The organism is Mesorhizobium sp. WSM4816 (genome assembly GCF_055811535.1).
In genome coordinates this window covers 1-12,764 of the sequence record NZ_JBVVQR010000024.1, presented here as the reverse complement: position 1 = coordinate 12,764, position 12,764 = coordinate 1, and the positions used below count along the sequence as shown (strand labels likewise).

Below are 12,764 nucleotides of genomic sequence, written 5' to 3'. Positions count from 1 at the left end.
AAGACACCTTGGCTTGAATCACCGCTGGCCCCGTCGGGATCGGCAACGTGCTGACGCGGCAGTTCGGCTGCGCATTGCGAGGAGCGGAACCTGATCGTCTCGTCGTCGTTCAACCGTGGGCGGCAGCCAGCGAGGACACGCGATGGATATCCGGGAAATTGCTCGAAATCTCTATGCCACGATCGATGCGCGGGACTGGGATAGACTGGCCGGTCTGGTCTCTCCGGATCTCGCCGTTCACCTCGCCAGCGCCAATCCGATCGGCTTTGATGACTGGCGAAAATCCCTGACCGAATTCTTTGTTGGTTTCCCGGACGGCCATCACGTCATCGACGACTTTGTCAGCGATGCCGACAAGGTGGTCACGCGCGGTCGCTTTCAGGGCACGCACACCGGCATCTTCCACGGCGTCGCACCGAGCGGAAACTGCGTCTCGGTTGGTGCGATTAACATTGATCGGCTTGAGAACGGCATCGTGGTCGAACATTTCGGCCAGCTTGACGGCTTGGGGCTGATGCACCAGATCGGCGCATTCTAGCGAGACCGCTCGAAGCGCCGACCGGCGCTCGGACCCTGTCGCATTCCGTGCATTCCGCGGCTGTTTTGAGACGGCAGGACGGCGCGTGCTCTGGCTTCTATACGGCGCGACAACCCGCGAAGATCCGGGTCAGGTCGACCAGGAGCCGTCTTTCTCTAGAGGAAACATAGTTGCATGCAAGTTGACGCCACGGCAGCGACAGGGCTAGAACGTGCCCTCGCCTGCAGCGCCAGGCTGTTCCGAACAGGCTTGCGACCACACTGATCAAACTCGTCCCCTCCACCGTCCAATCCAGAGGAAAGCCGCCATGGCCGAAGTGAAGTCCGACATCGAGATCGCGCGCGCCGCCGACAAGAAGCAGATCCAGGCGATCGGCCAGAAGATCGGCATTCCAAGCGAGCATCTTTTGCCTTACGGCCACGACAAGGCGAAGATCTCGGCCGAGTTCATCAAGTCGGTGAAGGCAAACAAGGACGGCAAGCTGATCCTCGTCACCGCCATCAACCCGACGCCGGCCGGCGAAGGCAAGACGACGACGACGGTGGGCCTCGGCGACGGTCTCAACCGCATCGGCAAGAAGGCCATCGTCTGCATCCGCGAGGCCTCGCTCGGGCCGAATTTCGGCGTCAAGGGCGGCGCTGCCGGCGGCGGCTATGCGCAGGTCGTACCGATGGAGGACATGAACCTCCACTTCACCGGCGATTTCCATGCCATCACCACGGCGCATAATCTGCTTTCGGCGCTGATCGACAACCACATCTACTGGGGCAACGAACTCGGCATCGACATCCGCCGCGTCGTCTGGCGCCGCGTCATGGACATGAACGACCGCGCACTGCGCGAGATCATTTGCTCGCTCGGCGGCGTCGCCAACGGTTTTCCGCGCGAGGCCGGCTTTGACATCACCGTCGCCTCGGAGGTCATGGCGATCCTGTGCCTCGCCACCGACCTGAAGGATTTGGAAAAGCGCCTCGGCGACATCATCGTCGCCTATCGCCGCGACAAGTCGGCCGTCTATGCCCGCGACCTCAAGGCCGACGGCGCCATGGCCGTGCTGCTCAAGGACGCCATGCAGCCCAACCTCGTGCAGACGCTGGAGAACAACCCGGCCTTCGTCCATGGCGGCCCCTTCGCCAACATCGCGCACGGCTGCAACTCGGTCGTCGCCACCACGACGGCGCTAAAACTTGCCGACTATGTCGTCACCGAAGCCGGTTTCGGCGCCGATCTCGGTGCCGAAAAGTTCTTCGACATCAAGTGCCGCAAGGCCGGCCTGAAGCCGGCGGCCACGGTCATCGTCGCCACCGTGCGCGCCATGAAGATGAATGGCGGCGTCAAGAAGGAAGACCTCGGCAAGGAGAACGTCGAGGCGGTCAAGAAGGGCTGCGCCAATCTCGGCCGTCACATCGAGAATGTCAGGCAGTTCGGCGTGCCTGCGGTGGTCGCCATCAACCATTTCTATTCCGATACCGATGCTGAAATCAGGGCGATGAAGGACTACGTCGCCTCGATGGGCGAAGAGGCGATCCTGTGCAAGCACTGGGCCCACGGCTCGGCCGGCATCGAGGAACTCGCCAACAAGGTGGTGACGCTGGCCGAATCCGGCTCCTCGCAGTTTGCGCCGCTCTATCCCGACGCCATGCCGCTGTTCGAGAAGATCAACACCATCGTCCAGCGCATCTATCGCGGATCCGAAGCGATCGCCGACAAGTCGGTGCGCGACCAGCTCCACGCCTGGGAGCACGCCGGCTACGGCAATTTGCCGGTTTGCATGGCCAAGACGCAGTATTCGTTCTCGACCGATCCGAACCTGCGCGGCGCGCCGACCGGCCACACTGTGCCGGTGCGCGAGGTCAGGCTGTCTGCCGGCGCCGGCTTCATCGTCGTCATCTGCGGCGAGGTCATGACCATGCCAGGCCTGCCCAAGGCGCCGTCCTCGGAGAAGATATTCCTCAACGAGATGGGCCAGATCGAAGGCCTGTTCTGAGGGCTCGCTGCCCCTCACCCTTGCCTTAGCTTCGGCGACTGGCTGATCGACCAGCGCGTCGACCAATTCTCAATGTCGGCGCCGCCCCTCATCTGCCTGCCGGCATCTTCTCCCCGTGAACGGGGAGAAGGGGCTGGCCGCAACCTCGGCACGCATTCTGCAACGCTGAAGATTGGCGAATCGGCGATGACGGCATCTTTCTCCCCGTCACTATACGGGGAGAAATGCCCGGCAGGGCAATGAGGGGCGGCGCTGATTTCAACAATTGTCCTTACTTAAGGAACGCGGGAGACGCCTGAACATCTAAGTTCGCCTAAGCGGCGCTCCGCGCCAGCGCGCGCTGGTTGGAGGCGTAGGGATTATCGCGCTCGGGCAGCACGCCGGTCTTCAGGCAGTCGATCCATTCGGCGGTCTTGAGAACGGCGGCGAAGCGCGACTGCAGGACGACAGTCACCACGCGATGGATGTCCTCGGCCGAGGCGTAGCCGGCGCTGTTGGCATAGGGCAGCGACCCCGTTGCATCCGACAGGAACTCGACGGCAAAGCCCATATGGACGGCATGGATGACCGTCGACAGATCGCAATTATGCGTCATGTAGCCGATGACCGTAATCGTATCGATAGCGTTGGCGCGCAGCCATTCCTCGAGGTCGGTGCCGGTGAAGGCGCTTGGCAAGGTCTTTTCGATGGTGTGGTCACGGTTTCGCCTCGCGATCTCGGGATGCAATTCGGCGCCATGGCTGCCCTTGGCGAAGACCGGTGACGTTTCAGGCGCCAACTGCTTGACGACCACCACCTTGACGCCTGCCTCGGCGGCCGCGTCCATGGCGCGCGCCACATTGGCGACGGTGTCGCGGAAGGGCGGGTGCTTGATGGCGAGATTGCCGCCGTCATAGTCGTTCTGAACGTCGACGACGATGAGGGCACGGCGCGGCGCTTTGCCTTTGGCTGAGTCCGACATGGGGCTTTCCTTTCCCGTTGACATTGATGGTCGAGGATAGACTCGGCATCAGGCCGCAAAAGTGTCCCGATTGACATTGTTAGAAAGAATTGGGACATTCGGGAAATTCTCATGGTGCTCATCATGGCAGATCCGATCGTTGCCGCCATCGCCTTCGATGGCATCAGCCCGTTCCACCTCTCTGTCCCGTGCCTTGTATTCGCAGAGGATCGCGCCGCACTCGACCTGCCGCGCTTCGAGTTCCGGGTCTGCGCGATTGAGGACGGGCCGATCCGCACCGATGCGGGGCTGACCATCAGCGTCCCGCACGGGCTTTCCGCGCTTGATGACGCCGACATCGTCATCGTGCCCAGCTGGAAGAACCTCGAAGTCCCACCGCCGGCGGCACTGATCGAGGCGCTGCGTCGCGCGCACCGGCGCGGCGCGCTGATTGTCGGACTGTGCCTGGGAACGTTCGCTGTTGCGGCGACCGGCCTGCTTTCGGGGCGGCGAGCCGCGACGCACTGGGCTTTTTCCGACCAGCTGCAGGCCCTCTATCCCGACGTTCTCGTCGAGCCGGAGGTGCTCTATATCGACAACGGCGATGTCGTGACATCGGCCGGTGTCGCCGCCGGGCTCGACTGCTGTCTCCACATCATACGGGCTCGCTATGGCGCGGAGGCGGCACTCCGGCTTGCCCGGCAGATCGTGCTTTCTCCTCATCGGCAGGGCGGGCAGGCGCAGTTCATAGAACGTCCGATCGCCAGGACCGAAAATGCCGACCGCTTCACCCACGCCATCGACACCGTGCGCAAGACGTTGCACGCGACGCACAGCCTGGACAGTGTCGCCGCTTCCGCCGGCCTCACCCGCCGGACCTTCACGCGCCGCTTCCAGAAAACAATCGGCACCAGCTTCGGCGACTGGCTGACCGATCAGCGCGTCGCGCTGGCGCAGCGGCTGCTGGAAGCAACGGAAAAATCAATGGACACGGTTGCCTTCGAGGCCGGCTTCGGCAGCGCCACCTCGCTGCGCCAGCATTTTTCGGCGCGGCTCAGAACCACGCCCGCGCAGTACCGCCGCGAATTCTCGAAGAACGCACAGGAGAGCGTGGCAAGATAGCTCCAACTCATGTTGGAAATCACCGTCGATGTCGGCGCTGCCCCTCATCTGCCTGGCGGCATCTTCTCCCCGTATTGCGACGGGGAGAAGGGGCTGGCCGCAACCTCGGTACCCTTTCTGCAGCGCTGGTGATTTGCGAAATCGCCGATGACGGCATCTTTCTCCCCGTCACTATACGGGGAGAAATGCCCGGCAGGGCAATGAGGGGCAGCGCAAACCTGAAGCATTATCTCTGCTCTCGATCCTGCTCGCCCTTGAAAGCGTCGCGTCACCTGTCATATATTGAAGCGACAGTTGACGTTAGGAGGCGAGCCCGTGGCGATGGCATCGAAAAAAACACCTGCGGCGCCAAGAAACAATGAACTGCAGAAGGTGGCCAGATTGCTCGGTGGCGCCCGCATCCTGTCGCGGCATCTCCGGAGCGCATTGGACGCCCATGAGTTGCTTGTTCACGGCCTGCCAGGTTCGGCGCTGGACCATCTGCTTGGGCAACTCGTCTTTATCCAGAAGACTGATTCGCTCGAGAAGGCCGTCGGCATGAGCTTGCGCACCTACCAGCGTCGTAAGGACGCCCCCTCCAAGCCACTCAGCCAGGACCAGAGCGGACGAACCTGGAAATTCGCCGAGATCCTGTCGAAAGCGACCGACGTGTTCGGTTCACAGGCGGAAGCCGAGCAATGGCTGGAGCGCCCGGCGATCGGGCTCGACCAGTGCCGTCCCATCGATCTTCTGGCAACCCCGGCCGGTGTCGAGCTTGTGCAAGACTATCTTGAGCGGCTTGAATACGGCGTTTATGCATGACGCCGCTGCCGGCCGCACTTGGCGGCTCCGACCTCGTTGGCTGGCGTCTCGATCAGGCTGCGTTTGCGCCCACATGGGACAGTGGCGAGGGCGCATACAGGGTCGGCGGACGATGGAACAGCAGGGGCGTGCGCGCAGTCTACTGCTCAATCGATCCTTCGACGGCGATTCTCGAGGTCGCAGTCCACAAAGGTTTTAGGGCGCTCGACACGATCGCGCATGTGATGACGGCGGCGATAGTCAGCGATGTCACGGATGTGCATATCGTCGACCCTGCCGCCGTTCCGAACCCTAATTGGCTGCGTCCGGGCATTCCGAGCTCTGGGCAGCAGGCATTCGGCGACGATCTTCTCAAACGGCACCGGTTCGTGGTGATTCCGAGCGCAGTATCCCAGAATAGCTGGAATCTGATTTTCGAGGCGAGCGCCGCGAAGGGCGCCTATGCCCTGAGGACCCAGGAAGCCTTTGCGCTCGATACGCGATTGCATCCGCCTCCTGCTAAATGACCGTGCTTCTCTCGCTGCTTCGCTACCCTGCTGTTTCAATATCGTTTCCATGAAAATCGTATAACGTCAGAGATCGCAGGCCTCTGGTCAAATGCCGAACCTATGCTAGCCTGCCCCGGCTGGGCTGTCCCCAGGCCGTGTGATCGAGGGGTCAATCATGCTGTACATCCTTGCACTTCTGATCGGCGTCGTTGCCGGCCTTCGCGCCATGACCGCGCCCGCCGCCGTCGCCTGGGGCGCCTGGCTTGGCTGGCTGCCGGTCGCCGGAACCTGGGCCAGCTTCATGGGCCACTGGATCGCCGTCGGCATCTTCACCATCCTGGCCATTGCCGAACTGGTCACCGACCAGTTGCCGTCGACGCCGAGCCGCAAGGTGCCGCTGCAGTTTGGCGCGCGCATCGCTGTCGGCGCCTTCACCGGCGCGGTGATCGGCGCGACCGGCGGCGCCACCGTCGGCGGCCTGATCGCCGGCGCCATCGGCGCGGTTATCGGCACGCTGGGCGGCGCCGAGCTGCGCAAATGCCTGGCGCTGGCTTTCGGCAAGGACCAGCCCGCCGCCCTCGTCGAGGACGCGGTGGCGATCCTCAGTGGCCTGTTGATCGTGGCGGCCGTGGCATGACGGCAAAGTCATTCGACGCCATCATCATCGGCGCCGGCCAGGCCGGCCCGCCGCTCGCCGGCCGGCTGACGGCGGCCGGCATGAGCGTGGCGCTGATCGAGCGAAAGCTGGTCGGCGGCACCTGCGTCAACACCGGCTGCATGCCGACCAAGGCCATGGTCGCCAGCGCCTATGCCGCGCATCTCGCCCGCCGCGCCGCCGACTACGGCGTGACGCTCTCCGGTCCGGTCGGCGTCGATTACACGGCGATCAAGGCGCGAAAGGACAAGGTGTCGGACGACGCGCGCGGCAACCTCGAAAGCTGGATTGCCGGCATGGACGGATGCACGCTTTATCGCGGCCATGCCCGCTTCGAGACGGCCAACACCGTGCGCGTCGGCGACGACCTGCTGAGCGCCGAAAAAATATTTATCAACACCGGCGGCCGTGCCTCCGTGCCTGATCTGCCGGGCGTCGACGACATTTCGTTCCTGACCAACTCGTCGATGATGGATCTCGACGTGCTGCCGCGCCACCTCGTCGTCGTCGGCGGCAGCTACGTCTCGCTCGAATTCGCGCAGATGTTTCGCCGTTTCGGTTCACAGGTCACGGTGATTGAAAAGAGCCCGCGGCTGATCGGCCGCGAGGACGAGGATGTCTCGGCCGCCATCCTGTCCATCCTCGAAAACGAAGGCATCACGGTTCATCTCGGCGCCGGCGACATCGGCTTCGCCAGGCAGGGCAGCGACATCGCCGTGACTTTCATCGCCGGCAAGGCGCCCTCTGTCGGCTCGCATGTGCTGCTGGCAGTAGGCCGGACGCCCAACACCGACGATCTCGGCCTCGACAAGGCCGGCGTCGAGGTCGACAAACGCGGCTTCATTGTCGTCGACGACCAGCTGCGCACCAGCGTGCCCGGCATCTGGGCGATGGGCGACTGCAACGGCAAGGGCGCCTTCACCCACACCTCCTACAATGACTACGAGATCGTCGCCGCCAATCTGCTCGACAACGACCCGCGCAGGGTGAGCGACCGCATCGAGGCCTATGCGCTCTATACCGACCCGCCGCTCGGCCGCTGCGGCATGACCGAGGCAGCGGTCAGAAAGTCCGGCCGCCGCGCGCTGGTCGGCCAGCGGCCGATGACCCGCGTCGGCCGCGCCGTCGAGAAAGGCGAGACGCAAGGTTTCATGAAGATCCTGGCCGATGCCGACACCAACGAAATCCTCGGCTGCTCGGTGCTCGGCCCCGGCGGCGACGAGGCGATACACTGCGTGCTCGATCTGATGTACGCCAAGGCGCCGGTCAGCACGCTCGCGCGGGCCATGCACATCCACCCGAATGTCTCGGAACTTCTGCCGACGATCGCCCAGGAGTTGAAGCCGCTGGCGTAGGCCGGGCAGGCGTTGGACCGGTATGTCCGCGCCCGGCCGGGGAGACCCTTGCGCCCATAACGTGAAAAGCTGGACCAATCGACAGCGTATCGACGAAAGGGCATGTGTTTTCCTGGAGGAATATCATGCAGAAATCGATCGAGCGCATTGCCGGCGACAGCGAGGGCGTTTCCTACGAATTCCCGGTCTTCCGCTTCGAGGGAACGGATATGGCGGCATCCTCGGCCTATCTGCAGGCCGCACTACATGCCGGCGAACTGCCGGGGGTCGTCGCCATCGACGCGCTGATGCCGATGCTTGAAAAGGCCGAAGCCGAAGGCCGCATCAAGGGCAATATCACCATCGTGCCGCAAGCCAATCCGATCGGCCGCGCCCAGTATCATTTCGGCGAGCACCAGGGCCGTTTTCACCTGGGCACGCGCACCAACTTCAACCGCGGCTTTCCGCTGCTGGCCGCGCCTGACGTAAAATTGTTGCCCGACACCACGCTTGGCACTGCCGATCAGCGGCTGAAGAGCCGGCTGCTGCAGCTGTCGATCGGCCACGACATCGTGCTCGACCTGCACTGCGACGACGAGGGCCTTGCCTACCTCTATGTCCACACCAGCCTGTGGCCGACCATGGCGGATTGTGCTGCGGCCATGGGCGTCGATGCGGTGGTCCTGTGGGACGAGGACACCGACGGCACCTTCGAAGGCGCCTCGATCACGCCGTATCTGAACCTCCCTGCCGAGGTGGCGCGGTTCGACCGGCGCGTCGCCACCACGGTCGAGTATCGCGGCATTCTCGATGTCGACGGCGCTCTGGCCGGCGCCGATGCCGAAGGGCTCTATCGGCTGCTGGTGGCGCGCGGCGTGATCCTGGACCAGGCCCTGTCCACGTCCGGCGGCTTCACCGGGCCCAATTCTTTCACCGGTTTCGTCGCGCCGCTCGAAAACATCGACATGATGCCGGCGCCGCGGGCGGGCGCGGTCCTCTACGACGTGAAGCCCGGCGACCGTGTGGCAAAGGCGCGCTGCTCGCCACCATCGTCCATGCGCCGGGTGAAGCCGGCGGCCGCACCCAGCTGTTCGCGCCGCAGGCGGGCATCATCCTGACACGGCGTTCCCGCCGCATCATCCGCGCCGGCGAAGATCTGCTAAAACTGGTCGGCGACAGCAAAAGCGCCGATGCACGGTCGGGAACGCTGGAGGATTGAGCGGCTCATTCTCCACGCCCTCCCCCTTCCCCTTCTCCAGGCCCCTCATTGAATCCAGTTGCGCGGCCGTGCAATCGCCGCTATTGGAATCGCCATGAACATGCGCTCGATCAAGACCGTTTGGTGGTGGGCTCGCTGACAGCGGCCTGTTCGAACGCGTGCGCGTGAAAAATGGAAGGTGGCCGCAACGGAATGTCCGGGCGGCCATTTGTTTTTCAAAGCCATGCCCCGGGTCCGTTGCCCCAAGACGCTGAATTACCAAGACGCTGATGGAGACGGCAATGACGACGAAAATTCTGGAGAACGGGGCGGAGCGCTTCGTCACGGCGGGTGGCGTGACGATTACCCGCGAGCGCCATGACCGGCCTTACCAAGGCGCGATCGACGCCTATGTCGACGGGTTGAATTCACGCCGTGGCGCCGTGTTTTCCTCGAATTACGAATATCCCGGCCGCTATACGCGCTGGGACACCGCCATCATCGACCCGCCGCTGGTGATCTCGGCGCGTGGCCGCGCCATGCGCATCGAGGCGCTGAACAGCCGTGGCGAGATGCTTCTGCCGGTGGTCGGCAAGGCGCTCGGCGGCCTTGACGAGGTGACGATCGCCGAGGCGTCGAAGCGACTGATCCGCCTCGACGTGGCCAAGCCAGGCCGTGTCTTCACCGAGGAAGAACGCAGCCGCGTTCCCTCCGACTTCACCGTGCTGCGCGCCATCACCGCTCTGTTCAAGACAGAGGAAGACGCCAATCTCGGTCTCTACGGCGCCTTCGGCTACGATCTCGCCTTCCAGTTCGATCCGGTCGACTACAAGCTCGAGCGCCAGCAAGGCCAGCGCGACCTCGTGCTGTTCCTGCCCGACGAGATTTTGGTCGTCGACCACTATTCGACAAAGGCCTGGACCGACCGCTACGACTATTCCAGCGATGGGTTTTCGACGCAGGGATTGCCGCGCGACGAAATCGTCGAGCCGTTCAGGACCGCCGACCGCATCCCGCCGCGCGGCGACCATGAGCCCGGCGAATATGCCAATCTGGTGCGCAAGGCGATGCAATCTTTCAAGCGCGGCGATCTGTTCGAGGTGGTGCCCGGCCAGATGTTCTACGAGCGCTGCGAGACGCCGCCCTCCGAGATCTCCCGCAAGCTGAAGGCCATCAATCCCTCGCCCTATTCCTTCTTCATCAATCTCGGCGAAGGCGAATATTTGGTCGGCGCCTCGCCCGAGATGTTCGTACGCGTCAACGGCCGCCGTGTCGAGACCTGCCCGATCTCCGGCACGATCAAGCGCGGCGGCGACGCCATTTCCGATAGCGAGCAGATCCTGAAACTGCTCAATTCGAAGAAGGACGAATCCGAGCTGACCATGTGCTCGGACGTCGACCGCAATGACAAGTCGAGGGTCTGCGACCCGGGCTCGGTGCGCGTCATCGGCCGCCGCCAGATCGAGATGTATTCACGGCTGATCCACACCGTCGACCATATCGAGGGGCGGCTGCGCGAAGGCATGGACGCCTTCGACGCGTTCTTGTCGCATGCCTGGGCGGTCACCGTCACCGGCGCGCCGAAATTATGGGCGATGCGCTTCATCGAGCAGAACGAGAAGAGCCCGCGCGCCTGGTATGGCGGGGCGATCGGCATGGTCAATTTCAACGGTGACATGAACACCGGCATGACGCTTCGCACCATCCGCATCAAGGACGGCATCGCCGAGGTGCGCGCCGGCGCCACGCTGCTCTTCGACAGCATTCCCGAGGAAGAAGAAGCCGAAACCGAACTGAAGGCATCCGCCATGATCTCCGCCATTCGCGACGCCAAATCAGGTAATGCCGCCGACACCGAACGCGCCACCGCGCGCGTCGGCGACGGCGTCAACATCCTGCTGGTCGACCACGAGGACTCCTTCGTCCACACGCTGGCCAATTATTTCCGCCAGACCGGCGCCAACGTCTCGACCGTGCGCACGCCTGTGCCGGACGAGGTCTTCGACCGGCTGAAACCCAACCTGGTCGTGCTGTCGCCCGGTCCCGGCACGCCGAAGGATTTTGACTGCGCCGCCACCATCAAGCGGGCCCGCGCGCGCGACCTGCCGATCTTCGGCGTCTGCCTCGGCTTGCAGGCGCTGGCCGAGGCCTATGGCGGAGAGCTGCGGCAGCTGCACGTGCCGATGCATGGCAAACCGTCGCGTATCCGCGTGTCGAAGCCGGGTATCATCTTTTCCGGCCTGCCCAAGGAGGTGACGGTCGGCCGCTATCACTCGATCTTCGCCGATCCGGTCCGCCTGCCCGACGGCTTCGTCGTCACCGCCGAGACGGAAGAAGGCGTCATCATGGCCTTCGAGCACAGCAAGGAGCCGATCGCCGCAGTGCAGTTCCACCCGGAATCGATCATGACGCTCGGCCACAATGCCGGCATGCGCATCATCGAGAACATCGTTGCGCATCTGCCGCGCAAGGCCAAAGAAAAGGCGGCCTAGCTCCGGTTTCGGCGGCCGGAAGCAATCGATGACCGCTATTGATTCGAAAAACGCCGCCAAGCGCAAGGTCGCCAGCCTCGCCTTCTGGTCGATCATCATCGCCTTCGTCGTGCTCGGCCTGAAGCTGGCGGCCTGGTATCTCACCGGCTCCGTGGCGCTGTATTCGGACGCGCTCGAATCGATCGTCAACGTCATTGCCTCTGCCGCCACCTACTGGGCGATCCAGGTCAGCCACAAGCCGGCCGACCAGGATCATCCGTTCGGTCATCACAAGGCCGAGTATTTCTCGGCTGTTTTGGAAGGCGTGCTGATCGTGCTGGCAGCCCTGCTGATCCTCAACGAAGTGTGGTGGTCCCTGCGGCATCCCGTTCCGCTCGAACAGCCCTGGACCGGCCTCGCCGTCAACGGCGTCGCGACGGTGATCAACGCCTTCTGGGCCATGACGCTGATCCGTGCCGGCCGTGCCGAAAAATCACCGGCACTGGTCGCCGACGGCAGGCACATCATGACCGACGTGGCGACCTCGGTCGGCGTGTTCATGGGTGTGGTCGGCGCCGTGCTGACCGGCTGGCAAGTCCTCGATCCCGCTCTTGCCGTCATCGTTGCGCTGAACATCCTGTGGCAGGGCTGGCACGTCATCGGCTCGTCGATGAACGGTCTGATGGACCGCGCCGTCGACACGCAGGAGCACATGCGCATCCGCGACATCATCTCGGCCAATTGCAAGGGCGCGCTGGAAGTCCACGATCTGAAGACGCGGATTGCCGGCCGCGCCACCTTCATCGAGTTCCACCTGGTCGTCGACGCCGACATGTCGGTGGGCGCCAGCCACGTCATCTGCGACCGCATCGAGGATGCGCTGAAGGCGGAAATCCCTTCGGTGCGCGTCACCATCCATGTCGAGCCCGACGACGAGGCAAAACTGCCCAGGGGCACGACCGCCGTGCCGTTCGCGTGAGGCCTGAGAGACGCCGGCTTCCCTGCCATGACATCAAAAACGTCGAGCCGGTGCAGAACCTCTAGGTCGCGGGACAGCACCCCCCTCTGTCCTGCCGGACATCTCCCCCGCAAGGGGGGAGATTGGTCGTCATCCCCGCCTTCGCTAGTCTTGAGCGTTGGAAATTTAGAGCCGCCAAATGAAGCTGCCGATCTCCCCCCTTGCGGGGGAGATGCCAAGTGGGGGCAAAGGAGGGCAGGACAGAGGGGGGG

The 12,764-nt window shown here is 63.7% G+C and carries 10 protein-coding genes and 1 pseudogene; 10 read left to right on the top strand and 1 reads right to left on the bottom strand.

Annotation, left to right across the window (positions count from 1 at the left end; translation table 11 throughout):
- The first annotated feature begins 142 nt into the window (after positions 1–142).
- Both AC0L3H_RS22290 and AC0L3H_RS22285 read left to right on the top strand, forming a co-directional pair.
- Positions 143–538, top strand: coding sequence for an ester cyclase (locus AC0L3H_RS22290; protein ID WP_473586913.1), 396 nt, complete (start codon positions 143–145; stop codon positions 536–538).
- Between the two features lie 307 nt (positions 539–845).
- The gene (locus AC0L3H_RS22285) at positions 846–2,525 is read left to right on the top strand and encodes a formate--tetrahydrofolate ligase (protein ID WP_254020013.1); all 1,680 of its coding nucleotides are present in this window, start codon (positions 846–848) and stop codon (positions 2,523–2,525) included.
- Between the two features lie 313 nt (positions 2,526–2,838).
- Here the strand turns inward: AC0L3H_RS22285 and AC0L3H_RS22280 are convergent, their stop codons facing one another.
- Positions 2,839–3,486: a cysteine hydrolase family protein gene (locus AC0L3H_RS22280; RefSeq protein ID WP_473586912.1), complete on the bottom strand. Its 648-nt coding sequence runs from the start codon at positions 3,484–3,486 to the stop codon at positions 2,839–2,841.
- A gap of 123 nt (positions 3,487–3,609) precedes the next feature.
- Between AC0L3H_RS22280 and AC0L3H_RS22275 the strand changes: the two genes are divergently transcribed.
- The 8 genes and pseudogenes from AC0L3H_RS22275 to AC0L3H_RS22240 all read left to right on the top strand — a co-directional run bounded on the left by AC0L3H_RS22275 (position 3,610) and on the right by AC0L3H_RS22240 (position 12,513).
- A complete protein-coding gene (locus AC0L3H_RS22275; protein ID WP_473586959.1) occupies positions 3,610–4,587 on the top strand; it encodes a helix-turn-helix domain-containing protein in 978 nt (325 codons plus the stop codon).
- 321 nt (positions 4,588–4,908) lie between these two features.
- Positions 4,909–5,388, top strand: coding sequence for a type II RES/Xre toxin-antitoxin system antitoxin (gene parS / locus AC0L3H_RS22270; protein WP_473586911.1), 480 nt, complete (start codon positions 4,909–4,911; stop codon positions 5,386–5,388).
- On the top strand, positions 5,385–5,894 hold the full coding sequence (locus AC0L3H_RS22265; protein ID WP_473586910.1) for an RES family NAD+ phosphorylase: 510 nt from the start codon (positions 5,385–5,387) through the stop codon (positions 5,892–5,894). The genes parS and AC0L3H_RS22265 overlap by 4 nt, the downstream gene beginning before the upstream one ends.
- Positions 5,895–6,051: 157 nt before the next feature.
- Positions 6,052–6,513 (top strand): DUF4126 domain-containing protein, encoded by a 462-nt coding sequence (locus AC0L3H_RS22260; RefSeq protein WP_473586909.1) that lies wholly within the window; start codon positions 6,052–6,054, stop codon positions 6,511–6,513.
- Entirely contained in the window at positions 6,510–7,886 is a 1,377-nt protein-coding gene (locus AC0L3H_RS22255) for an FAD-containing oxidoreductase (RefSeq protein ID WP_473586908.1), read from the top strand. The genes AC0L3H_RS22260 and AC0L3H_RS22255 overlap by 4 nt, the downstream gene beginning before the upstream one ends.
- Positions 7,887–8,011: 125 nt before the next feature.
- Positions 8,012–9,084, top strand: a pseudogene (locus AC0L3H_RS22250) (succinylglutamate desuccinylase/aspartoacylase family protein).
- Positions 9,085–9,365: 281 nt separating this feature from the next.
- Entirely contained in the window at positions 9,366–11,555 is a 2,190-nt protein-coding gene (locus tag AC0L3H_RS22245) for an anthranilate synthase (RefSeq protein WP_473586907.1), read from the top strand.
- Between the two features lie 28 nt (positions 11,556–11,583).
- The gene (locus AC0L3H_RS22240) at positions 11,584–12,513 is read left to right on the top strand and encodes a cation diffusion facilitator family transporter (RefSeq protein WP_473586906.1); all 930 of its coding nucleotides are present in this window, start codon (positions 11,584–11,586) and stop codon (positions 12,511–12,513) included.
- Positions 12,514–12,764 lie beyond the last annotated feature (251 nt).